Below are 23432 nucleotides of genomic sequence, written 5' to 3' on the forward strand. Positions count from 1 at the left end.
TCTTCCCGAAAAAAATGTGAGCAGTTACGCTCACATTTGTTGTTCTTCTTCATAATCACACGAAATACATTGTACTTGTACGCCTTTTTTCAACTTCTTCTCTACTAGCATACCTTCACACTTCGGACATTTACGGCCAATCGGCTTATCCCAAGATACAAAGTCACACTCTGGATACGTACCGCACCCATAGAAAAGACGTTTCTTTTTATTACTACGACGCTCAATAATTTGACCTTTATCACATTTCGGACAAGTAACACCGATTTCTTTCACAATCGGTTTTGTATTACGACAATCTGGGAAATTCGAGCAAGCCATAAATTTCCCGTATTTACCCATTTTAAAGACCATTGGGTGATTACATAATTCACAATCTTCCCCAGCTGGTTCATCTTTAATTTCCACTTCACGCATTTCTTTTTCCGCTTTTTCTAAACGCGGTTCAAATCCTACGTAGAAATCATCAACAATTTTTACCCAATTCGCATTTCCTTCTTCTACTTCATCGAGGCTTTGCTCCATGTTAGCAGTAAATTCAATGTTAATAATTTCTGGGAAAAACTCTAAAATAAGTTCAATTACTATTTCACCTAGTTCAGTTGGAACGAAGCGTTTATTATCCAAACCTACATATCCACGTTTTTGAATCGTTTCAAGTGTCGGTACGTAAGTCGACGGTCTTCCAATTCCAAGCTCTTCAAGTGTTCTTACTAAACGAGCCTCTGTATAGCGCGGCGGAGGTTGTGTAAAGTGTTGCTTCGGTTCTAAATCCTTCGAAAATACGGTTTCCCCTACTTCTAAAGGTGGCAACATCTTATCCTTTTCTTCAGCCCCATCATCTTTCGACTCTACATACACTTTCATAAATCCTGGGAACTTTACAACCGATCCACTTGCACGGAACTGAACATTATTATTAATGAGTCTCGCTGTCACAGTATCCATTATAGCAGACGCCATTTGACTTGCAACAAATCGCTCCCAAATCAATTTATACAATCGAAGTTGATCACGACTTAAGAAACTCTTTAGTTCCTCTGGCTTTCTCATTACCGAAGTAGGACGAATTGCCTCATGCGCATCTTGTGCGTTCGACTTCTTCGTTTCTTTCTTCTTTTCTGTTCCTATGTATTCCGTACCAAACGCCTCAGTAATGTACGTACGTGCCTCTGTTTGAGCTGTTTCTGAGATACGTGTTGAATCAGTTCTCATATACGTAATAAGACCTACAGTTCCTTGTTTTCCAAGATCAATTCCTTCATACAATTGCTGCGCAAGCATCATCGTTTTCTTTGCTCGCATGTTTAACTTACGCGCCGCCTCTTGTTGCAAGGAAGATGTTGTAAATGGTAATGCCGGATTACGTTTTCGCTCTTTTCTCGTTACATTTTCAACTGAGAACGCATTATCTTTCAGCCGTTCAATTATTTCATTCACTTGTGTTTCATTCGTTAATTGAACTTTTTCACCATCTACACCGTAAAAGCTTGCTTCAAATGTGTCTTTCCCTTTCACAAATTCTGTCTTAATTGTCCAGAATTCTTCAGGCTCGAAACTTTGAATTTCTCTTTCACGTTCGATAATTAAACGAACTGCTACAGATTGTACGCGTCCTGCACTTAATCCTTTTTTTACTTTCTTCCATAATAAAGGACTAATATTGTAACCAACAAGACGATCTAGTATACGTCTTGCTTGTTGTGCATCTACTAAATTCATGTTAATCGCGCGAGGATGTTTAAAGGATTCCTTTATTGCATCTTTTGTAATCTCATTAAACACAACTCGGCAATCTGATTCAACGTCCACATTTAACGTATTGGCTAAATGCCAAGCAATAGCTTCCCCTTCGCGGTCTGGATCGGCCGCGAGATAGACTTTCTTTGCTTTTTTTGCTGCTGATTTTAAGTCTTTTAAGACGGGACCTTTACCACGAATGGTAATATACTTCGGGGTGAAGTTGTTCTTTACTTCTATCCCCATTTGGCTTTTAGGTAAATCGCGAACGTGTCCCATAGACGCGACAACTTTGTATTTTTTCCCTAAATATTTCTCAATGGTCTTCGCCTTAGAAGGCGACTCCACGATTACGAGGTAATCTGACATGCTAGTGCCTCCTTAAGAGGTGGATTCAAGTCTTCATTAATCTTATTGATTTCTCTTGTTTTTGTCAATCAAGAATGAATATACCATACAGTGCCTATCTACCATTTGTCAATAATTGTTTAATAAAAACATAAAAATATAAGGTTAATTTAAAATCTCTTCCAGTATATCTTCTGCATTTCTTACTAGTTTCGCTCCTTGTTGAATGAGATGATTTGTTCCTGATGCACTATCTATAAATATAGGTCCAGGAAGTGCAAATACCTCTCTATTTTGCTCTAGAGCAAGGTCTGCGGTAATAAGTGTTCCACTTCTCGATTTCGCTTCTACAACTAAAACACCTTTACTTATGCCACTAATAATCCGATTCCTTTTTGGAAAATACCATTTTTTCGGTGCATAGTGCGGCGGATACTCTGTTAATAACAATATATATTCATTCCACACTTCATATAAATATCGATTCTCTCTTGGATATATATACGATAATCCATGTCCTAGTATCGCAATTGTTGGGCAATGCCGTCTTACTGTAATTTCATGAGACATCGCATCTATCCCTCTTGCAAATCCACTGACAACAAGCCATTCCTTTTCTAATAATGGATGTAAAATAAATTTCAAACTTTCATATCCATATAAATTCGGTTCTCTTGTTCCAACAACCGCTAATTTATTCACTTTATTGAGAAAATCTTTTTCTCCTTTTCCATATAATACAAAGGGAGGATCTTGTATTTCACGTAATAATTTTGGATAATCTTCATCCCATATTGTCATATAAAAGAATCGATTTTTCTCTAAATAAGATATATATTGTGGGAGATTTGAACTTTGAAGAAAATTTACTAATTCTGAAGATTTTTTCGAGGATATTCCAGTGTAACATTCAATTTGTTTTGCATTAAAATTGTATATTTCCTTCAATTCTGGATCGACATGTAATAGCCTCTCTATCGCCTTCCAATGGTCTGCTAACAAGTAATGAAGATGTAATAATCGTTCTCTTTTCATCACAATTCTCCTTACCCATAATTTTTATTATGTTAACAAGAAGTTTGTAAAAAGACACCTTCAAGCAAGAAGGTGTCTTTCAACAGATTAGTAGTTTTTACAAGTCTCAAATAGACCTTTTTCTTTTAAGACAGAGATTAGCGTTTCACCCATAACTGCTGGAGTTTCCGCTACTTTAATACCACAAGCTTCCATCGTTTTAATCTTTTCTGCAGCAGTTCCTTTGCCGCCAGAAATGATTGCACCAGCATGACCCATACGTTTGCCAGCAGGCGCTGTTTGGCCGCCAATGAAGCCTACAACAGGTTTTGTCATATTAGCTTTTACCCATTCAGCTGCCTCTTCTTCCGCTGTACCACCGATTTCACCAATCATAATTACAGCGTGTGTTTCTTCATCTTCATTAAATGCTTTTAACGCGTCAATAAAGTCTGTACCGTTAACAGGGTCTCCGCCGATACCTACAGCCGTAGATTGACCAATACCTTCTTGTGTTAACTGATGTACAGCCTCATACGTTAATGTACCAGAGCGAGATACGATACCTACATGACCTTTTTTATGAATGTATCCTGGCATAATACCAATTTTACATTCATCAGGTGTGATAACACCTGGGCAGTTCGGTCCAAGTAAACGTGTATGTTTACCAGCCATATATCTCTTTACATTTACCATATCTAATACAGGAATTCCTTCAGTAATACATACTACTAAATCAATTTCTGCATCAACTGCTTCCATAATTGCATCAGCCGCAAAAGCGGGTGGAACGTATACAACTGAAGCGTTTGCGCCTGTTGCTTTCACTGCATCTTCTACAGTATCAAATACTGGTACACCTTCAATATCAGTGCCACCTTTACCTGGCGTTACACCACCGACAATTTTCGTACCGTATTCTATCATTTGCTTTGTGTGGAATAACCCTTGAGAACCTGTAATACCTTGAACAATAACTTTTGTATCTTTATTAACTAATACGCTCATTTTTCTCCCCCGCTTTCTATTAGCCCACTAGTGAAACAATTTTTTGTGCACCGTCTGCCATAGATTCTGCTGCAACAATATTTAAGCCAGACTCATTTAAAATTTTCTTACCTAACTCTACGTTTGTACCTTCAAGACGTACAACTAAAGGCAATTCAAGACCTACTTGTTTCGTTGCTTCAATAACACCTTCTGCAATAACATCACACTTCATAATGCCACCAAAAATGTTAACGAAGATACCTTTTACATTTTTGTCAGAAAGGATAATTTTGAATGCTTCTGTAACCTTTTCAGCTGTCGCACCGCCACCAACATCTAAAAAGTTAGCTGGATCTCCATGGTAATGTTTAATGATATCCATAGTAGCCATCGCTAAACCTGCACCATTAACCATACAACCGATATTTCCATCTAAAGGAATGTAGTTTAAGTCATATTTAGAAGCTTCGATTTCTTTTGCATCTTCTTCATCAAGGTCACGAAGTTCTAAAATGTCTTTATGGCGATATAAAGCATTAGAATCAAAGTTTAATTTCGCATCTAATGCCATAACTTTACCATCACCTGTTGTAACAAGTGGGTTAATCTCTGCGATAGAGCAATCTTTTTCGATAAAAGCACGGTATAAGCCCATCATAAACTTCACAGCTTGTCCTACAAGCTCTTTTGGAATATTGATGTTAAATGCAATTCGGCGTGCTTGGAAGCCTTGTAAGCCTACTGCTGGATCAATATATTCTTTAAAGATTTTTTCAGGTGTTTTTTCTGCTACTTCTTCAATTTCTGTTCCGCCTTCTTCAGAAGCCATTAAAACAACTTGAGAAGTTGCACGGTCTAAAACAAGACCTACATAATATTCTTTTTTAATATCGCAACCTTCTTCGATAAGTAAGCGTTTTACTTCCTTACCTTCAGGACCTGTTTGATGTGTCACAAGTGTAGTTCCTAAAATGCTCTCTGCATATGTACGAACTTCATCTAAATTTTTTGCAACTTTTACTCCGCCAGCTTTGCCGCGTCCACCAGCGTGAATTTGTGCTTTCACTACACATACATCCGTTCCTAATTCTTTCGCCGCTTCTACAGCTTCTTCTACTGTAAATGCAACCTTCCCGTTCGGAACGCTAACCCCATAGCTTCTAAGGACTGCCTTACCTTGGTACTCATGGATATTCATGGTCCCATCCTCCCCTGTTTTCCTGTTTTACTCGAAAAGTTTTTTAATGTTTAAAAAACATTACATTGCCATTGTATAAGATGATTGGCACGCTGTCTACAATAAAGTGTCAGAAAACTGAAATCGCTTTATTCTTTTTGGAAAATAGTAATGTTTATATGTCAAAATACAAAATAAGCTGCGTTTTCGCAGCTTATTTTTGAATCATATCTTTAATTGGCGCGAACGATTTTCGATGTTCTTCTAATATGCCATGCGCTTCAATCGCTTCTAAATGTTGTTTTGTGCCATATCCCATATGTTGTTCAAATCCATATGCAGGATACTTTTCTCCAAGCTCTTTCATCATACGATCTCTCGTTACTTTCGCAATAATGGATGCAGCTGAAATAGAAATACTTTTTGCATCACCTTTAATAATAGATGTTTGCGGAATTGGTGTAGGGAGTTTCATCGCATCAATTAATAAATATTGTGGTGTACAAGATAAATTCGCTACAGCATCTAACATCGCTTGTTTCGTCGCTTGATAAATATTTATTTCATCAATAACTTGCGGTGATACAATTCCAACTCCAATTGCAATTGCTTGCGCTTTAATTTCATCATAAAAACGCTCACGTTTCGCTTCACTCAACTTTTTCGAGTCATTTAACCCCGGAATATAAAAATCCTCAGGAAGAACGACAGCTGCCGTCACAACAGGCCCAGCTAACGGTCCACGACCTACTTCATCTATACCTGCGATATATGTGAGACCTTTTTCACGTAACGCATTTTCATACTTAGACATTTCTAGAAATTTTTCTTTTTCCTTTTGCGCTAACTCTTTTTGTTTATACCACTTAGAAATGAGCTTTTGTACCCCTTTACGTTCATCTTTTATTAATATTTGAAAGCGGTCGTCCTCTTCACTCATAATTTCTTGTAGTAAATGTTCCGCCTCTTGAATAGTCACTTTTTGCATTCATGCCACTCCCTTTATATACAAAAAAGAAAAGACGTACAAACGCACGTCTTATACTTCTTCTACTTTTTCTGCATCTTCTGTCTGCTCCGCAAACTCTTCTGGTGTTTCAAACGTCATTTTCCCAAGTTTGCCACCACGAAGCTCACGAAGTATAAGTTCAGATGTTTTATCATAATCAATCATTCCGCCGCCCATTAAACAGCCTCTATTTTTTCCAATCGCATCAAATAACTCCACGATGTCTTCTGGAATGTCATTTAAATTATAGCGCTCTTTTAATCGGTCTGGGTAATGTTTCTCCATAAAACGTAGCGCATAAACAGCTACGTCTTGTAGATTTAAAATAGAATCTTTAATTGCACCAGTCGTAGCTAGACGTAACCCAACTAATTGGTCTTCAAATTTAGGCCATAAAATACCTGGCGTATCTAACAGCTCCATTTCTTTCCCAACCTTAATCCATTGCTGAGCTGTTGTCACACCAGGACGATCCCCTGTTTTAGCAATATTTTTCTTCGCTAACTTATTAATCAACGTAGATTTACCAACATTCGGTATCCCTACAATTAATGCACGAATCGCTCTCGGTCTAATACCTTTTGCAACCATTTTATCGAATTTCTCTTTCACTAACACTTTACAAGCCGCCGCAATTTCCTTCATGCCTTGTCCAGCCTGTGCGTTAATTGAAATTGCCATATGGCCTTTTTCTTTAAAATATGCGATCCATTGCTTTGTTAAACGATCGTCTGCCATATCCGCTTTATTTAAAACAACAAGCCTCGGTTTATGTGTAATAATCTCATCGATCATCGGATTTCGAGAAGATAAAGGTAATCGAGCATCTACAAGCTCAATTACAACATCAATTAACTTTAATTTTTCTGTTACTTGGCGTCTAGCCTTTGCCATATGTCCCGGGAACCATTGAATTACCATGTTGCCACCTTCTTTTTCTTTTATTTCACAATACGAGCATCTTTTAACGGCCAATATAGTATATTTGCCTTTCCAATCACTTGGTCCATTGAAATTGTACCAATCGAACGGCTATCTTTACTAAAACGACGATTATCACCTAAAACAAATAATTGACCTTCTGGAACAGTTTTCTTCCCTGTCATTTCTTCAAGAGTGAAATCATATGTAAGCGGTCCGTCAGCAATTTGTTTTTTCTGCTTGTCTAAATACGGCTCCTCATAAGCCTTTCCGTTAACATATAGTTTATCATTACGATACTCTATTTCATCGCCTGGTAGGCCGATAATACGCTTAATATAATCTTTATCTTCCGTCGCTCGGAATACAATAATATCAAATCGTTTCGGATCTCCTATGTGATAACCAATTTTATTAACTATCATTCGATCGCGATCATGTAATGTAGACGCCATCGATACTCCATCTACGAGAATTGGCGCAAAGAAAAACTGTCTAATAACACCTGCTAATACAACAGCTATCAAAATTGCCTTGATCCATTCCCAAAGTGAACTCTTTTCTTTCTTCATGCTTTTCCCCTCCACGATTATGTAAGCTGATCGTATTATATCAAAATTTTATATAGATTGGAAAAAGGGAGCTTGTGCATTTACAAGCTCCCATACATGTCTTATCGAATTTCTTTAATACGTGCTTTTTTACCGCGAAGGTTACGTAAGTAGTATAACTTAGCACGACGTACTTTACCACGGCGAAGTACTTCGATTTTCGCGATTCTTGGCGTGTGAACTGGGAATGTACGCTCTACACCTACACCGTAAGAAATCTTACGAACTGTGAATGTTTCACTGATTCCGCCACCACGACGTTTAATTACAACACCTTCGAAAAGCTGAATTCTTTCACGAGTTCCCTCAACTACTTTTACGTGTACACGTAAAGTGTCTCCAGGACGGAATGAAGGAAGGTCAGTTTTTAATTGGCCTTTTGTAATTTCTGCGATTAATTGTTGCATATTAAATTCTCTCCTTTAAACAGATGCTCTTATAAAGTCTAAATAAATTACAGCGGAACATCGTTAATACGGCTACTGATTTCAGCAGCACAAGTGTTATAATAGCATATTGCTAAGGCTGTTGCAATAGAAAATATATCAAGCACTTATTTGCCTTCTTTAATCTGTTCTAGCCACTTCTTTTCTTGCTTAGACAATTCTCGTTCTTCTAGTAAATCCGGTCTACGCGTGTACGTACGACGCAACGATTCTTTATGTCGCCATTCATCAATATTTTTATGATTTCCCGACATTAATACATCTGGCACTTTCATACCACGAAAATCAGCTGGACGTGTATAATGAGGATGCTCTAATAAACCTGTACTAAACGAATCCTCGACTTGTGAAGCATGATTTCCTAGTACTCCTGGAAGGAGACGTACGACACTATCAGTTATAACCATAGAGGCTAACTCTCCGCCTGTTAATACATAGTCACCGATAGAAATCTCATCTGTTACGAGATGTTCACGAATTCGTTCGTCATATCCTTCATAATGCCCACATACAAAGATTAAATGTTCTTCCTCTGCAAGCTCTTCCGCTTTCTTCTGAGTAAACCTTTCACCTTGCGGACACATTAAGACAACTCGCGGCTTCCGCTCCGTTTCTTTCGTTAAATCTTCTACAGCATCAAAAATAGGCTGAGGAGTTAACACCATCCCAGCGCCGCCACCATACGGATAATCATCCACACTATTATGCTTACTCGTTGTATAATCACGGAAATTGACAACACGGAGCTCTACCGCTTCTTTTTCTTGTGCTTTCTTTAAAATTGAAGATCCAAACACACCTGTAAACATATCTGGAAACAAAGTTAAAATGTCAATTTTCATTATAGTAGCCCTTCCATTACATGAATGGTTACTAATTTATTCTCAATGTTAACTTGAAGTACAACATCATCAATATAAGGAATTAACAGATCTTGACCTTTTGGACGTTTAATTACCCAAACATCGTTTGCACCAGGAGATAAAACTTCTTTTATTGTCCCTAACGCTTCTCCTTCTTCCGTTACAACGTTGCAACCAATAATTTCATGATAGTAGTATTCGCCTTCAGCTAGTTCGCCTAATTGATCTTCAGGTACTTTTAAAAGAGAACCTTTAAACTGTTCTACTTCATTTACATTCCCATATCCTTCAAATGTCAATAAATCAAATGTTTTATGTTGACGATGAGAAGTAATCTTTACTGGGAAAGGCTCTCCACCTTTTTCATTCGATATGTATAACGTATTCCCTACCTTATATCGCTCTTCTGGAAAATCAGTACGAGAAACCACACGAATTTCTCCTTTTACGCCATGAGTATTTACAATTTTCCCTACGTTAAACCATTTTGTCATAAACAGTATGTCACCCCTGGTTTCTATATAAATTAAGCATCCCCATTTCACATATGGAACATGCAATTTCTCTTTAAATGTTAAAAAAGGGAGAGGAAATAACTCCTCGCCCTTTTTACGTTTATTGAATTTCCAGTGTTACTTTTTCACTATTGTGATGTCCCACTGAATACAAGAGCATTCGAATTGCTTTCGCAACTTTCCCTTGTTTTCCAATGACTTTTCCAACATCCTCAGGATGTACAGTTAATCGATACTTTATCTCTCCGTTGTAAAGTTCCTGTGTAACTTTTACATCTTCAGGATAATCGACAAGAGGCTTGACAATCGTCTCGACTAACTTCTTCATAGTCATTGCCTCAATTACTTACCTTGTTTAGATAAGTGGAATTTCTCCATGATACCTTGGTTAGAGAATAAGTTACGAACTGTATCAGATGGTTTAGCACCATTTCCTAACCATTTTAATGCTGCTTCTTCGTTGATCTTAACTTCAGCTGGTTGAGCAACCGGATTGTAAGTACCGATTTCCTCAATGAAACGTCCGTCACGAGGAGAACGAGAATCTGCAACAACTACACGATAGAAAGGAGTTTTTTTAGCTCCCATACGTTTTAAACGAATTTTAACTGCCATTTATAAAGCACCTCCGAATTTATTTCACACAGATAATTATATTAGCAAAAAGACTATTGCTTTGTAAAGTATTTTTTCTTAACAGAGCCATCTTTTTTCCTTACATGAATGGAAACTTCAATCCACCTAGTCCTTTTTTCTTACCTTTTTGCATTCCAGTCATCGTTTTCATCATCTTTTTCATATCATCAAATTGCTTGATTAAACGATTGATTTCTTGTACCGTTGTACCGCTACCTTTGGCAATGCGTTTTTTGCGACTAGCATTGATTATTTCCGGTTGTTCTCGCTCTAATTTAGTCATAGAACGAATAATTGCCTCAATATGCCCAATTTGTTTTTCATCAACTTGTGCATTTTTCAGCCCTTTAATTTTATTTGCACCAGGAAGCATTCCTAACAATTCATCAAGCGGGCCAAGTTGACGCACTTGTCCAAGTTGTTCTAGGAAATCGTCAAGTGTAAACGAAAGCGTACGCATTTTTTGCTCAAGTTCTTTTGCTTTCTCTTCATCAACTGTAGCTTGCGCTTTTTCAATTAATGTTAAGACGTCTCCCATCCCTAAAATACGGGATGCCATACGTTCTGGATGGAACGCTTCAAGTGCATCTAGTTTTTCACCCATACCTGCAAATTTAATTGGCGTATTTGTAACAGCTTTAATAGACAATGCCGCACCACCGCGCGTATCACCATCCAGCTTCGTTAATACAACCCCTGTTAAACCTAACTGTTCATGGAAACTTTGTGCAACATTAACCGCGTCTTGTCCTGTCATCGCATCGACAACAAGGAAAATTTCATCCGGTTTCGCAACTTCTTTCACTTTCGCTAATTCATCCATTAGTTCTTCATCAATATGCAGGCGACCTGCTGTATCAATTAAAACATAATCATGATGATCTTCTTTCGCTTTTGCAATCGCTTGTTTCGCAATTTCAACAGGACTTACTTGATCTCCTAAAGAGAATACAGGCATGTCCAATTGCTTCCCTAATGTTTCAAGCTGTTTAATCGCTGCAGGACGGTAAATATCCGCCGCAACAAGCATTGGTTTACGATTATGCTTTTTACGAAGCAAATTCGCAAGCTTACCTGTCGTCGTTGTTTTACCTGCACCTTGCAGACCAACCATCATAATAACAGTCGGTGGCTTATTAGCAACAGCAATTTTGCTTTGCTCTCCGCCCATAAGTTCTGTAAGTTCTTCCTGTACAACTTTAATTACTTGTTGTCCAGGTGTCAAACTTTTCATTACATCTTGTCCGACAGCACGTTCAGATACACGCTTTACAAAATCTTTTACTACTTTAAAGTTAACGTCCGCTTCTAAAAGAGCTAGACGAACTTCTCTCATCATTTCTTTCACATCGGCTTCAGAAACTTTTCCTTTGCCGCGGATTTTTTGCATCGTCTGTTGAAGTCGGTCGGCTAATCCTTCAAATGCCATATTGCCGCCCTCCTAATCTAATTTTTCGATAGCTTCAACAACTTGTTTCATTTCTTCATTCACATGCTCTTCTTCGCTGATTAGCTGTTTTAGCTTTGCAACAAGTCGCTGTCGCTCTTGAAACTTTTGAAGTAATACTAATTTTTCTTCATATTCTTCAAGCATCGCTTCAGTCCGTTTAATGTTATCATACACGGCTTGGCGACTTACATCAAATTCTTCCGCAATTTCACCAAGAGATAAATCATCTAGATAATAAAGCGACATATAACTTCTTTGTTTTTGCGTTAACAACGATTGATAAAAATCAAATAAATAGTTCATTCTCGTTGTTTTTTCGAGCATGTTGGATCATCCTTTGTTAAGTGATTTCCCTTTACATGAATTAGTTTACATGGAGTACAAAAGAGTGTCAAGTTTTTTTCTTAACATCTCATATTTTTATAGAAAAAGAAGCGGAAAATACCGCTTCTTTCACTTATACTTCTTCTGTTTCTACTAAGTTCGCAAATAAACCATATACATATTGTTCTGGATCGAACTGTTGCAGATCATCCATTTGCTCTCCTAATCCAACGAATTTCACCGGTACATCCATTTCGTTACGAATTGCTAATACAATACCACCTTTAGCAGTTCCATCTAACTTCGTTAAAACAATACCAGTCACATTCGTTGCTTCACGGAATGTTTTCGCTTGACTTAAACCATTTTGTCCTGTTGTTGCATCAATAACAAGCAATACTTCATGAGGAGCTCCTGGTACTTCACGCTCAATTACACGCTTTACCTTCTCTAACTCTTTCATTAAGTTTACTTTATTTTGTAAACGCCCTGCTGTATCACATAGTAATACATCTACTTTACGTGCTTTTGCAGCTTGTACAGCGTCATACATAACCGCTGCTGGATCAGACCCTGATCCTTGTTTAATCACTTCTACCCCAACGCGATCGCCCCATACTTCCAATTGTTCAATCGCTCCAGCACGAAATGTATCTCCTGCTGCTAATAAGACAGACTTACCTTCTGATTTAAACTTATGAGCCATCTTACCAATTGTTGTCGTTTTACCTACACCATTCACACCAACAAATAAAACAACTGTTAAACCATCCTTTTGCACATTAATTTCATTAGTAAAATCGCTGTCACCTTTATAAATTTCTATTAATTTTTCCGAAATAACAGCTTGTACTTCTTTTGGATCTTGAATATTACGGCGTTGCACTTCTTCTTTCAGCTGGTCGATTAATTCCATCACTGTCGAAACGCCAACATCTGCACCGATTAAAATTTCTTCTAATTCTTCGAAGAAATCTTCATCTACTTTACGGTAACGAAAGACTAAATCATTTACTTTATCTGCAAACGAATTTCTCGTTTTTTCTAATCCTTGTTTAAACTTCTCTGTTACCGTATCTGTTTGTTTTGAAATTTTTTCTTTTAGTTTTTTAAAAAAGCTCATACTGTCCCATCCTTTCTATTTGCTTGCAACTAGTTCTTCTCCATCATCTAAACGAACCGAAACAAGTTTAGATACCCCTGACTCTTGCATTGTTACACCGTACAATACGTCAGACTCTTCCATTGTACCTTTTCTATGTGTAATTACAATAAACTGTGTCTCATCACTAAATTTCTTTAAATACTGAGCAAAACGGGCAACGTTTGCCTCATCAAGAGCAGCCTCTACCTCATCTAATACACAGAATGGGACTGGGCGCACTTTTAAAATACCAAATAGCAGCGCAATTGCCGTTAAAGCACGCTCTCCACCTGAAAGTAAACCTAAGTTTTGCAGTTTTTTCCCTGGCGGTTGCGCTACGATATCAATACCCGTATTTAATAAGTCCTCTGGATTCGTCATAACTAAATCCGCTCTACCGCCTCCAAATAATTCAGAGAACACCGATTGAAACTCCATTCGAATTCCTTCAAACGTAGTAGAAAAGCGTTTTTTCATTTCTTCATCCATTTCAGTAATAAGTTGGTGCAATGTCGTTTTTGCTTCTTCTAGATCATCTTTTTGCTCTAGTAAGAATGTATGACGCTCTGCCACACGCTCATACTCATCAATTGCTCCTAAGTTTACTGTACCTAGCTCTTCGATGGAGAGTTTAATTAGTTTCACCTTTTTACGTGCATCCTCAGCAGGCATCACCATTGTATACTTCAGTTTTGCCGCTTCAAATGAAATCGTATATGTTTCACGTAAATGTTGTAATCTATTTTCTAACTCTACATCAAGTCGGTTTATTTTTACCTCTTGATCTTTCAACATCTCAAGAATGTATTTATGTTTACCTGTTGTTTCTTTCAGGTTACGCTCTAACTGTTCTACTCTCTCTTGTAACGATACACGTTGTTCACGACGAGAGCGAATTAACTCTGAAGTTTGATTACGATCATATGCTTTCTTCTCAATCATATTCGTAATTTGTTCTTCACCACTTGAATTCGATGTCATTTCTTGTTTTAAGAATGCTAAATCCTCTTTCGTTTTGACAAGCGTTGCATCGGTTTCTTCTTTTTCCTTCGTCAATCGTTCTACTTTTTCTTTTTGATTAGATAAGCGTTGTTGCTTTTCAGCTGCTAACACTTTTAACTCAGTCATTTCTTTTTGAACTTTTTCTTTCGAAGAATGTTGCTCACTTTTTTGTTTTGTTAAAGCTGTGATTTTGCTATCTAATTCCGTAATCTCTGCCTGAAGAGTCGCCAAAATCTTTTCTAACTCTTCTTTACGGCCTTGCATTTTCACTTGGTCTTGCAAGAACCCTTCAATCTCTAAATCGTAAATAGATAAACGATCATTAATACGATGTTCTTCTAATTCTAAGCGACTAATTTCTTCTCTTAATTTCTGTTCATCTACACGCTCTGCTTCTACACTTTGCCTTAGTTCGCGTATTTGCACTTCTTTTTCTTGAATCTCTTGTTTTACTGCTTTAACAAAGTTTTCTAACTTCGTTGTTTTCTCTTCCATATCAGTTAACTTACTCGTCCACTCTTCTAGTTCACGTTGACGTCCTAATAAAGATGATTTCGCCTGTTTTACCGCTCCACCCGTCATAGAACCGCCAGGGTTTACTACATCACCTTCGATTGTTACAATGCGATAACGGTATTGCAATTGTTTCGCCAACTCATTCGCTCCGCGTAAATCTTTTGCAACAATAACAGTACCTAATAAATTTGAAACTACATTTTCATATTTATTGTTATATTGCACGAGTTCTGCTGCCACACCTACAAACGATGGGTGCTGATTTACAATACGTAATTGCTCAAATGATAACGATCTACCTTTAATAACAGCTTGCGGTAAAAACGTTGCTCGTCCATGTTTATTTTGTTTTAAAAACGCAATTGCATTACGAGCATGTTCTTCTTTTTGTACAACTATATGCTGCATCGCTGCACCTAGAGCAATTTCCATTGCAATTTCATATTCTTTCGGTACCGTTAGCAGTTCTGCAACAGCACCCTCAATACCTTGCAACCTATTTTCTCTAGCTTTTAATACTTCACGTACCCCTTGATAGAAACCAGAGTAGTCCTCTTGCATCTCTTCTAGCATTTCTTTTCGAGAACGTGCCTGTTGTACAAATTGATATGCTTGATACAGTTTTGTTTCGTTTTCACTATACTGCGCCTTGCATTTCCCAAGTGCCGCTTCTGTCTTTTGTATATTCGAAAGGATTCCAGCTACTTTTTCTTTTACTTGTTCATAACTTTCCACAAGTTTTGTCTTTTTCGCTGTAATTTCCATACGCATTTCTACATATTTCGCATTTTCTTCATCAAGGCGTTCATTTTTTGAGTTTTGTTGTTTAGATTGTTCTTCAATCATAGATAACTCATTACGATGACTAGCTTGTTGATTTAAAAGTTCAATATAGTCACCTTTTAAATTCTCAATTTGCTCTTCTAAATTGTCAGCAAACGTTGCAAGTAATTGCTCATTGTCATACAATTTCGTCTCCAACTCTTTTACATGATTTACAAATTGCATCAATACTTCTGTACTCGATTCAATTTCACCATCATAACTTGTAGCTTTCTCTGTTAATTCAACAATTAGCTGTTCGAGTTGTGCACAATGCGTCGTTGCATTTTGCTTTCTCTCTTTTAATAGCTCACGCTGTCCTTCTAACTTTTCTAGCTCTTTACTAGAAAGCAAAAGTACTTCTTGCAGGGAATCTACAGACTCATCTACTGCTTGTAATTGGCCTCGTAATTCTTCTAGCTCTTCTTCACCTTTTTGTAAATGCGTTGACATTTTCGCTTCTTCGTTTTTATTATGCCCAAACTGATTTCGAAGCGCTTCCCATTTCTCATGTAATTCTTCAATTTCATGTACAATAAGCGCCGCTTCTACTTTCTCTAATTCTTCTTTTTTCTCGAGATAATCCTTTGCAATAGAAGCTTGTCTTTCTAAAGGTTCTACTTGACTACTTAATTCGTGAATTATATCTTGTACACGATTTAAGTTTTCTTGTGTGTCTGCTAATTTACCTTCAGCTTTCTTTTTACGAAGTTTGTATTTCAACACTCCCGCCGCTTCTTCAAATACCCCACGACGTTCTTCTGATTTACTACTTAAAATTTCTTCAACTTTCCCCTGGCTAATAATTGAAAAAGCTTCTCTTCCCATACCAGAGTCCATAAATAAATCGATAATATCTTTCAACCTGCATGATTGTTTATTAATATAAAAATCACTATCACCAGAACGAGATACACGACGCGTTACACACACCTCATTATATTCAATCGGTAAACGTTGATCTTCATTATTTAAAGTTAATGTTACTTCAGCAACATTAACCGCTCTTCTCGTATCACTACCTGCAAAAATAATATCTTCCATCTTTGCACCACGTAATGATTTTGCCGATTGTTCACCAAGTACCCAACGAATGGCATCAGTAATATTACTTTTCCCGCTTCCATTAGGTCCTACTACAGACGTTACACCTGGGACAAAATCGACAGATACACGCTCAGCAAAAGACTTAAATCCCGCTATTTCTAATCTTTTTAAAAACACGAAAGGCCTTCCTCCTATTCTCCGTTGCTATAAATGTTGTTTATACAAAAACAAACGATTATACGGATTTCATTTCCTTACATTTATAAACGAAAGGAAAGTTTCATTCTATGCACAAGGAATCCCCCTCATTCAAAGGGGGATTCCTTATAGTTGTTCTTTTAACTTTTTCAACGCTTCTGCAGCAGCTTGTTGCTCTGCTTCTTTTTTCGACTTGCCACTACCAAGACCTAAGGCCACGTTATTTAACGTAACACGTGACACAAATTCTCGATTGTGAGCCGGTCCTTTTTCTTGCAAAATTTGATACTCAATATTGCCACTACCATCACGCTGAATCAACTCTTGTAATTGACTCTTATAATCCATCACATGAGAAAAAGCACCTTCATTAATTTTAGGGTATACAATTTCTTTTAAGAAGCCCCATACTGTTTCTAGCCCTTGATCAAGATAAAGGGCACCAATAAACGCTTCAAAGACATCCGCTAATAAAGCTGGTCGTTCACGTCCGCCTGTCATTTCCTCACCTTTTCCTAATAAAACTAGGCTACCAAATGACAACTCGTTTGCAAAACGAACAAGAGATGGTTCACATACAATAGCTGCACGTAGTTTTGTTAACTCTCCTTCGCTCATTGTCGGATATTTTTGAAACAGATACTGCGATACAGTAAGTTCCAATACTGCATCTCCAAGGAATTCGAGACGCTCATTGTCTTCATGCGGTTTTTTTCGATGCTCATTCACATACGATGAATGCGTAAATGCTTGAATCAATAATTTTTCATCTGTAAACGTAATACCTATTTTTTCTTGAAATACTTTAAACGCTTCACGATATTTTGTTTCGTATTTTTTTTCTCTATATTTACGGTACGGCATAGGTCCCTCCAGATATAAGCCGAGAAGCCCCGCTAAAAAACGGGACTTCATTCAAGCATTATAGATGACTCTCTATGTAAGTCACAGCATCGCCAACAGTAGCAATCTTTTCAGCATCTTCATCAGAAATTTCCATTTCGAATTCGTCTTCTAATTGCATTACAAGTTCTACTACATCTAGGGAGTCTGCTCCTAAATCTTCCTTGAAGCTTGCAGCTGGTACTACTTCTGTTTCTTCTACTCCTAAACGATCAACGATAATTTTTGTTACACGCTCTAAAACATCTGCCATTCCATTCACCTCCCCTCAAATATTATATTAAATATTGTCCAAAAAAACTAGCTGAAATCGATTCTTTTATTACATTACCATACCGCCATCAACATTTAACGTTTGACCTGTAATATATTTGCTTTGATCAGAAGCAAAAAACGTTACAGCATTTGCGATATCTTGCGCTTCACCAAACTGAGCTGCAGGAATTAATTTTAACATTTCAGCTTTTATATTTTCATCTAATACGTCTGTCATATCTGTCGCAATAAATCCAGGAGCAATTGCATTTACAGTAATATTGCGGCTTGCTAACTCTTTTGCTGATGTTTTTGTTAATCCGATTACACCTGCTTTAGCAGCAACATAGTTTGCTTGTCCTGGGTTTCCCGTTACTCCGACAACAGAAGCGATATTTACAATACGTCCATGACGTTGACGCATCATATATCGAGATACTGCCTTTGTACATAAGAATACACCTTTTAGGTTTGTATTAATAACTGTATCCCATTCTTCTTCTTTCATACGCATTAATAAATTATCTTTTGTTACACCTGCATTATTTACAAGAATATCAACTTGTCCAAATACATCTACAGTTTGTTTCACCATATTTGTAACGTCTTCAGCATTTGCAACATCTGCTCTTACTGCAATTGCATCCGAACCTAATTTCTTTATTTCATCAACTACTTCATTTGCCTTTTGCTCGTTACCAGCATAATTTACTACAACATTTGCCCCTTGTTTTGCTAAATCAATCGCAATTGCACGACCAATTCCACGTGAAGCACCCGTTACTAATGCTACTTTCCCTTTTAACATCAGTTTTCTCCTCTCAAATTTGAAATGGTATCTTGTAATGTCTCTTCATCGTATATCGCGTATGCTTTCACTGATGAATCAATTGACTTCATAAGTCCAGCAAGTACTTTCCCAGGTCCAATCTCAATAAATGTATCTACCCCTTGACTCACCATATATTCAATGGATGGATACCATAAGACAGGCGAATAGAGCTGCTCGATTAGCTTTTCTTGAATATGCGCACCACTTGTAATAACGTCTGCTGTTACATTTGCGATTACCGGAATATTCGTATCTTGAATTGTAATTTCATTTAAGACACTTTGGAATTTCTCCGCCGCTGGCTTCATAAGCGCAGAGTGGAACGGTCCACTTACTTTAAGCGGAATTGCTCTCTTTGCACCATGTTCTTTCGCTCTTTGAGAAGCAATCTCGACTCCTTGCTTTGTTCCAGAAATCACAATTTGCTTCGTACTATTCATATTAGCAATTTGTACTGCATACCCTTCACTTGTTACTTCTTCTGTAACTTGTTTCAGCATATGTGGATCAGCACCTAAAATAGCCGCCATTGCACCTTCTCCGCCAGGAACAGCTTCTTCCATATATTCCCCACGTTTCCTTACAGCATATACTGCATCCTCAAAAGTTAATGCACCCGCTGCTACAAGAGCGCTATACTCACCTAAACTATGCCCTGCGACAAAGTCTGGTGTAATATCATACTCTTTTAAAGCTGTCAAAATAGCAAAACTCGTTGTTAATAAAGCAGGTTGCGCATTTGTTGTTAACGTAAGCTTTTCCTGCGGCCCTTCAAAAATCACTTCTGAAAGTGAGTCTTGCAACACCTCATCTGCTTTTGCAAATACATTTGCAACCTCTTTATTATTCTCTGCTAACTGTTTACCCATTCCAACTGCCTGTGAACCTTGGCCCGGAAAAAGAAATGCTAGTTTTCCCATTTCAAATCCTCCTCTTATTGGAGTGGCTCTTTCTCCATTACGCTTGAAATAGTAGGAATAACTTCTTTCGCTACCATTTCTCTCGTTTGACGAATCGCACTAAATATCGATTGGTCATTGGAAGAACCGTGAGCCTTAATGACAGGAGCCTTCAATCCAAATAATGCCGCTCCTCCATACTCCGAATAATCCATTTTATCTTTTAATACCATAAGTTTTGGCTTTAATACCGCTGCTGCTAATTTGCTCGTAAACGAACTCATTAACTGTTCTTTTAACATAGAGAATAATGCAAGTGCTGTTCCTTCTAATGATTTCAGTGCTACATTCCCTGTAAAACCATCACATACAACAACATCTGCTACACCTTGCAATAAATCTCTTGATTCAACGTTCCCAACGAAATTAATTGGGGCATCTTTAAGCATTGCAAAGACTTGTTTTGAAAGCTCGTTACCTTTACCATCTTCTGTTCCAACGTTTAAAAGTCCAACGCGAGGATTTTTAATTCCTCTTACTTTCTCAGCGTATACAGATCCCATTACTGCATATTGATATAAATGAATTGGTTTTGCATCAACGTTCGCTCCAACATCTAACATAACAAAACCTTCTCCATCAACAGTTGGCATTGTAGGGGATAAAGCTGGTCGCTCAATTCCTTCCATACGACCTACAACAAACAATCCAGCCGCCATTAAAGCTCCTGTACTACCAGCTGATATACAAGCATCCGCTACACCGTCTTTCACTTGCTGCGCCGCAAGTACCATTGAAGCTTGTTTTTTTCGACGAACCGCTCTTACTGGTTCATCTGTCGATTCAATTTTTTCGTCTGTATGAAGTATAGTAATTCGTTCTTCACTCGTTAAGTATTGACGAATTTCCTCTTCTTTCCCCACTAACGTAATATGTAAATCAGAATATTCCTTAATAGCTTTCATTGCTCCTAGTACGACAGCCTTTGGAGCATGATCGCCGCCCATTGCATCTATTGCGATTTTCATAAGTTGTTACCTTCCTCACTATAATTACTAGATCGATACATTTCAAAAGTGCCTGTAAAAACAAGTTCTTCTCCAACAAAGCTACGCACTTTGACAACCGTCCGCCCTTTATCATTCTCTACATCTTCCACGCGCGCTTTTGCAACAACACGCTCTCCTAATTTTACAGGACGAATGTATCGAATGGTAGACTTTGCAGTTAAAGCTAATTCTTCATCAATAACCGCAACAGCTAGTGAGTTTGCTTGTGCAAACAAATGATGCCCACGGGCAATTTGATTTCTTTTAAATACGTGTTCTACCTTCACTTCAAAAATAGAAATCGCATGTCTATCTAATTCTATATCAATAATTTCTCCGACAACCTCTTCTAACGGTAAAGATTTCACATCTTCTTCATGTTGCTTTGTAGCTACATGTTTAATTCTTTCTCTTAATTCAGGAATAGATAATTCCATACGATCAAGACGTACAGTTTGTATACTCACTTGAAATTTTTCTGCTAAATCTTCATCCGTAATAAAAGGATTCGTTTCTATCGTTTGTTGTAATAATTCTTGTCTTTCTTTTTTACTTCTTCTTTTTTTCATACCGCACCATCCATTTTTATGACTAGGTACTAACAGTAGTATATAATCATTAAAAGTAGAATGCAACAAAAACTTTTGTTGCCTCCCTTTAATCGAGCTTCTCTCCCTGGAACACACCTGTCCCGTCAAGATACGTACGCAACGACGCATATTGATCATTATGCCAAAACGCTTCTGAATCTACTAGTAACGCCGCATCTTGTCTAGCTGTTTCTAGCGCCCGATAATCATGTACCATATCAGCAACCTTGAATTCTGGTAAACCACTTTGCTTACTCCCAAAGAAATCTCCAGGACCTCGTAATTCTAAATCTTTTTCTGACAATACAAATCCATCATTCGTTTCGGTCATAATACGCATTCGTTCTTTTCCCGTTTCCGATTTTGGATCCGCGATTAATAAACAATACGATTGTTCACTACCACGCCCAACACGTCCTCTTAGCTGATGAAGCTGTGATAAACCGAAACGCTCTGCATCATAAATAACCATTACAGTCGCATTCGGTACGTTCACACCCACCTCAACAACTGTTGTCGACACAAGAATTTGCACTTTATTTTCACTAAATTGCCCCATTATCTCTTCTTTTTCTTGAGATGATAATCTTCCATGCATTAATCCGACTTGACATTTCCCCTGATAATGATGAGTCAGCATACTATGTAAGTCGATTGCATTTTGTACATCAAGTTTCTCAGATTCTTCAATTAGAGGACAAATAACATATGCTTGTCTTCCTTTTTTTATCTCTTTCTCTACAAAACCGAGAACACGATCTAACATGTCATGTTTTGCCCAGTATGTTTCAATTACCTTTCTACCAGCTGGCATCTCATCGATTATAGAAACATCCATCTCTCCAAATGCAGTAATTGCTAACGTACGTGGAATTGGTGTTGCTGTCATAAATAATACATCTGGACTTTCACCTTTCTCACGTAAAACTCGTCGCTGCGCTACACCAAATCGATGTTGTTCATCAGTAATCACGAGACCTAACCTATGAAAAATAACTTCATCTTGAATTAAAGCATGCGTTCCAACAAGGATATCTATTTCTCCTTGTTCTAATTTTGCCAAAATCTCTCGGCGTCTCACACCTTTAACTGAACTTGTTAACAATTCAACCTTCATACCAAAGTGCGAGAACGTCTCTGCGAGCGATTGATAATGTTGTTCTGCTAAAATTTCTGTTGGAACCATTAAAGCACCTTGATAATGCGCTAATTTCGCTGCATAAAGACCAATTGCAGCGACCACCGTTTTACCAGAACCTACATCACCTTGCAGCAGACGATTCATTCGATAAGGAGATGTCATATCTTTCATAATTTCATCTACAACTCGGCGTTGCGCACCAGTTAATGGAAACGGAAGTGCATCGATAAACTCTTGCAATTCTTCTGAAGGAATTTCTTTTTTCGTCCCTTTCGAATTTTCCCTCTCCATTTTTCGTAACGTTTGCATTTTCAACTGAAATAAGAAAAACTCTTCATATACAAACCGGCGACGCGCTTGCTTCAAGTCTTCCTGCCCCGATGGAAAATGCAAAGCCCGAAGTGCTTCATAACGTGGCAGTAATTTATACCGACTTAGCAATCCATCTGGTAACACTTCAACTATAGAGTCTCCATACTCCTTTAACGCTTGTGCAATAAAACGGCGCATCTGTTTTACTGTAAGTTTCCCTTTCACTGAGTACACAGGCTCCACTTCTTGTTGACGTACAACCGGTCCAAAATGAAGTTCTGATACCGCAATCGTTTGACGATGCTGGTCCCATTTTCCAGTAATCGTTACCGTTTCATCTAAATTTAACTTCTGCTTATAGTACGGCCTATTAAAACATACAGCTGTAATTAAATAACGACCTACGAGGACACGAACCGTAAGACGCGACTTCTTCTTCCCGTAATATTGCAGTAAAGGAGCACTATGAACTTTTCCCTCAACTGTTACACGTTCATCATGCTTTACTTCTGCAAGATCTTTCATCGCATAGTCTTCATAACGGTACGGAAAATGTTCTAATAGATGAGAAACTGTATAAATTCCCATCTCGTGTAGTAATTCAGATGTTTCTCCTCCGATTCCCTTTACATCCGTAACAGGAACTTGTACAACTTCATTCAAGATTCTCACGCT

Annotated in this window: 23 protein-coding genes; all 23 read right to left on the reverse strand. The window is 37.7% G+C overall.

Translation table 11 applies throughout. The features are described from left to right. Positions 1 to 30 precede the first annotated feature (30 nt). Complete coding sequence (gene topA / locus ACTFRN_RS01810) at positions 31 to 2109, reverse strand: type I DNA topoisomerase (protein ID WP_001286972.1); 2079 nt, start codon at positions 2107 to 2109, stop codon at positions 31 to 33. Between the two features lie 144 nt (positions 2110 to 2253). Then, the gene (dprA, locus tag ACTFRN_RS01815) at positions 2254 to 3123 is read right to left on the reverse strand and encodes a DNA-processing protein DprA (protein ID WP_000818028.1); all 870 of its coding nucleotides are present in this window, start codon (positions 3121 to 3123) and stop codon (positions 2254 to 2256) included. An 87-nt stretch (positions 3124 to 3210) separates the two neighbouring features. After that, positions 3211 to 4113 (reverse strand): succinate--CoA ligase subunit alpha, encoded by a 903-nt coding sequence (gene sucD / locus ACTFRN_RS01820; RefSeq protein WP_000115178.1) that lies wholly within the window; start codon positions 4111 to 4113, stop codon positions 3211 to 3213. Between the two features lie 19 nt (positions 4114 to 4132). Continuing rightward, the gene (gene sucC / locus ACTFRN_RS01825; protein WP_001020785.1) at positions 4133 to 5293 is read right to left on the reverse strand and encodes an ADP-forming succinate--CoA ligase subunit beta; all 1161 of its coding nucleotides are present in this window, start codon (positions 5291 to 5293) and stop codon (positions 4133 to 4135) included. A gap of 193 nt (positions 5294 to 5486) precedes the next feature. Beyond that, positions 5487 to 6260, reverse strand: a complete 774-nt coding sequence (gene rnhB / locus ACTFRN_RS01830; protein WP_001174724.1) for a ribonuclease HII — start codon at positions 6258 to 6260, stop codon at positions 5487 to 5489. A 51-nt stretch (positions 6261 to 6311) separates the two neighbouring features. Continuing rightward, entirely contained in the window at positions 6312 to 7202 is an 891-nt protein-coding gene (gene ylqF, locus ACTFRN_RS01835) for a ribosome biogenesis GTPase YlqF (RefSeq protein WP_000236697.1), read from the reverse strand. A 20-nt stretch (positions 7203 to 7222) separates the two neighbouring features. Beyond that, complete coding sequence (gene lepB / locus ACTFRN_RS01840) at positions 7223 to 7774, reverse strand: signal peptidase I (protein WP_000711857.1); 552 nt, start codon at positions 7772 to 7774, stop codon at positions 7223 to 7225. Between the two features lie 101 nt (positions 7775 to 7875). Further along, complete coding sequence (gene rplS / locus ACTFRN_RS01845) at positions 7876 to 8220, reverse strand: 50S ribosomal protein L19 (RefSeq protein ID WP_001186516.1); 345 nt, start codon at positions 8218 to 8220, stop codon at positions 7876 to 7878. Between the two features lie 146 nt (positions 8221 to 8366). Then, entirely contained in the window at positions 8367 to 9101 is a 735-nt protein-coding gene (gene trmD / locus ACTFRN_RS01850; RefSeq protein WP_000686892.1) for a tRNA (guanosine(37)-N1)-methyltransferase TrmD, read from the reverse strand. Continuing rightward, positions 9101 to 9616: a ribosome maturation factor RimM gene (rimM, locus tag ACTFRN_RS01855; RefSeq protein ID WP_000170268.1), complete on the reverse strand. Its 516-nt coding sequence runs from the start codon at positions 9614 to 9616 to the stop codon at positions 9101 to 9103. The genes trmD and rimM overlap by 1 nt, the downstream gene beginning before the upstream one ends. 121 nt (positions 9617 to 9737) lie before the next feature. Further along, positions 9738 to 9965 carry a KH domain-containing protein gene (locus ACTFRN_RS01860; RefSeq protein WP_000737403.1) on the reverse strand — a complete coding sequence of 76 codons (228 nt, stop codon included), beginning with the start codon at positions 9963 to 9965 and terminating at the stop codon, positions 9738 to 9740. Between the two features lie 14 nt (positions 9966 to 9979). Continuing rightward, the gene (gene rpsP / locus ACTFRN_RS01865) at positions 9980 to 10252 is read right to left on the reverse strand and encodes a 30S ribosomal protein S16 (RefSeq protein WP_000268750.1); all 273 of its coding nucleotides are present in this window, start codon (positions 10250 to 10252) and stop codon (positions 9980 to 9982) included. A gap of 100 nt (positions 10253 to 10352) precedes the next feature. Next, entirely contained in the window at positions 10353 to 11702 is a 1350-nt protein-coding gene (ffh, locus tag ACTFRN_RS01870; protein ID WP_000863461.1) for a signal recognition particle protein, read from the reverse strand. Between the two features lie 12 nt (positions 11703 to 11714). Next, entirely contained in the window at positions 11715 to 12047 is a 333-nt protein-coding gene (locus ACTFRN_RS01875; protein WP_000891062.1) for a putative DNA-binding protein, read from the reverse strand. Between the two features lie 133 nt (positions 12048 to 12180). Further along, positions 12181 to 13170 (reverse strand): signal recognition particle-docking protein FtsY, encoded by a 990-nt coding sequence (gene ftsY / locus ACTFRN_RS01880; RefSeq protein ID WP_000007647.1) that lies wholly within the window; start codon positions 13168 to 13170, stop codon positions 12181 to 12183. Between the two features lie 15 nt (positions 13171 to 13185). Further along, entirely contained in the window at positions 13186 to 16755 is a 3570-nt protein-coding gene (gene smc / locus ACTFRN_RS01885; RefSeq protein ID WP_088106440.1) for a chromosome segregation protein SMC, read from the reverse strand. Positions 16756 to 16902: 147 nt separating this feature from the next. After that, positions 16903 to 17640: a ribonuclease III gene (gene rncS / locus ACTFRN_RS01890; RefSeq protein WP_001146876.1), complete on the reverse strand. Its 738-nt coding sequence runs from the start codon at positions 17638 to 17640 to the stop codon at positions 16903 to 16905. 58 nt (positions 17641 to 17698) lie between these two features. Continuing rightward, positions 17699 to 17932 (reverse strand): acyl carrier protein, encoded by a 234-nt coding sequence (gene acpP / locus ACTFRN_RS01895; protein ID WP_000786062.1) that lies wholly within the window; start codon positions 17930 to 17932, stop codon positions 17699 to 17701. Positions 17933 to 18001: 69 nt separating this feature from the next. Continuing rightward, positions 18002 to 18742 (reverse strand): 3-oxoacyl-[acyl-carrier-protein] reductase, encoded by a 741-nt coding sequence (gene fabG, locus ACTFRN_RS01900; protein ID WP_000911784.1) that lies wholly within the window; start codon positions 18740 to 18742, stop codon positions 18002 to 18004. Beyond that, positions 18742 to 19686, reverse strand: a complete 945-nt coding sequence (fabD, locus tag ACTFRN_RS01905; protein WP_000516951.1) for an ACP S-malonyltransferase — start codon at positions 19684 to 19686, stop codon at positions 18742 to 18744. The genes fabG and fabD overlap by 1 nt, the downstream gene beginning before the upstream one ends. Before the next feature lie 14 nt (positions 19687 to 19700). Beyond that, positions 19701 to 20693 carry a phosphate acyltransferase PlsX gene (gene plsX / locus ACTFRN_RS01910; protein WP_000684108.1) on the reverse strand — a complete coding sequence of 331 codons (993 nt, stop codon included), beginning with the start codon at positions 20691 to 20693 and terminating at the stop codon, positions 19701 to 19703. After that, positions 20690 to 21283: a transcription factor FapR gene (gene fapR, locus ACTFRN_RS01915; RefSeq protein WP_000747352.1), complete on the reverse strand. Its 594-nt coding sequence runs from the start codon at positions 21281 to 21283 to the stop codon at positions 20690 to 20692. Before fapR ends, plsX begins: the two co-directional genes overlap by 4 nt. Before the next feature lie 88 nt (positions 21284 to 21371). Continuing rightward, complete coding sequence (gene recG / locus ACTFRN_RS01920) at positions 21372 to 23420, reverse strand: ATP-dependent DNA helicase RecG (protein ID WP_001006880.1); 2049 nt, start codon at positions 23418 to 23420, stop codon at positions 21372 to 21374. Positions 23421 to 23432: the final 12 nt, after the last annotated feature.

Source organism: Bacillus cereus group sp. MYBK245-2, from assembly GCF_051916145.1.
Classification (GTDB): Bacteria; Bacillota; Bacilli; order Bacillales; family Bacillaceae_G; genus Bacillus_A; species Bacillus_A pacificus.

What these genes read in the sequence shown, in the direction of transcription:
- topA (WP_001286972.1), bottom strand. Translation starts at nt 2,109, where the DNA reads ATGTCAGATTACCTCGTAATCGTGGAGTCGCCTTCTAAGGCGAAGACC.
- dprA (WP_000818028.1), bottom strand. Translation starts at nt 3,123, where the DNA reads ATGAAAAGAGAACGATTATTACATCTTCATTACTTGTTAGCAGACCAT.
- sucD (WP_000115178.1), bottom strand. Translation starts at nt 4,113, where the DNA reads ATGAGCGTATTAGTTAATAAAGATACAAAAGTTATTGTTCAAGGTATT.
- sucC (WP_001020785.1), bottom strand. Translation starts at nt 5,293, where the DNA reads ATGAATATCCATGAGTACCAAGGTAAGGCAGTCCTTAGAAGCTATGGG.
- rnhB (WP_001174724.1), bottom strand. Translation starts at nt 6,260, where the DNA reads ATGCAAAAAGTGACTATTCAAGAGGCGGAACATTTACTACAAGAAATT.
- ylqF (WP_000236697.1), bottom strand. Translation starts at nt 7,202, where the DNA reads ATGGTAATTCAATGGTTCCCGGGACATATGGCAAAGGCTAGACGCCAA.
- lepB (WP_000711857.1), bottom strand. Translation starts at nt 7,774, where the DNA reads ATGAAGAAAGAAAAGAGTTCACTTTGGGAATGGATCAAGGCAATTTTG.
- rplS (WP_001186516.1), bottom strand. Translation starts at nt 8,220, where the DNA reads ATGCAACAATTAATCGCAGAAATTACAAAAGGCCAATTAAAAACTGAC.
- trmD (WP_000686892.1), bottom strand. Translation starts at nt 9,101, where the DNA reads ATGAAAATTGACATTTTAACTTTGTTTCCAGATATGTTTACAGGTGTG.
- rimM (WP_000170268.1), bottom strand. Translation starts at nt 9,616, where the DNA reads ATGACAAAATGGTTTAACGTAGGGAAAATTGTAAATACTCATGGCGTA.
- ACTFRN_RS01860 (WP_000737403.1), bottom strand. Translation starts at nt 9,965, where the DNA reads ATGAAGAAGTTAGTCGAGACGATTGTCAAGCCTCTTGTCGATTATCCT.
- rpsP (WP_000268750.1), bottom strand. Translation starts at nt 10,252, where the DNA reads ATGGCAGTTAAAATTCGTTTAAAACGTATGGGAGCTAAAAAAACTCCT.
- ffh (WP_000863461.1), bottom strand. Translation starts at nt 11,702, where the DNA reads ATGGCATTTGAAGGATTAGCCGACCGACTTCAACAGACGATGCAAAAA.
- ACTFRN_RS01875 (WP_000891062.1), bottom strand. Translation starts at nt 12,047, where the DNA reads ATGCTCGAAAAAACAACGAGAATGAACTATTTATTTGATTTTTATCAA.
- ftsY (WP_000007647.1), bottom strand. Translation starts at nt 13,170, where the DNA reads ATGAGCTTTTTTAAAAAACTAAAAGAAAAAATTTCAAAACAAACAGAT.
- rncS (WP_001146876.1), bottom strand. Translation starts at nt 17,640, where the DNA reads ATGCCGTACCGTAAATATAGAGAAAAAAAATACGAAACAAAATATCGT.
- acpP (WP_000786062.1), bottom strand. Translation starts at nt 17,932, where the DNA reads ATGGCAGATGTTTTAGAGCGTGTAACAAAAATTATCGTTGATCGTTTA.
- fabG (WP_000911784.1), bottom strand. Translation starts at nt 18,742, where the DNA reads ATGTTAAAAGGGAAAGTAGCATTAGTAACGGGTGCTTCACGTGGAATT.
- fabD (WP_000516951.1), bottom strand. Translation starts at nt 19,686, where the DNA reads ATGGGAAAACTAGCATTTCTTTTTCCGGGCCAAGGTTCACAGGCAGTT.
- plsX (WP_000684108.1), bottom strand. Translation starts at nt 20,693, where the DNA reads ATGAAAATCGCAATAGATGCAATGGGCGGCGATCATGCTCCAAAGGCT.
- fapR (WP_000747352.1), bottom strand. Translation starts at nt 21,283, where the DNA reads ATGAAAAAAAGAAGAAGTAAAAAAGAAAGACAAGAATTATTACAACAA.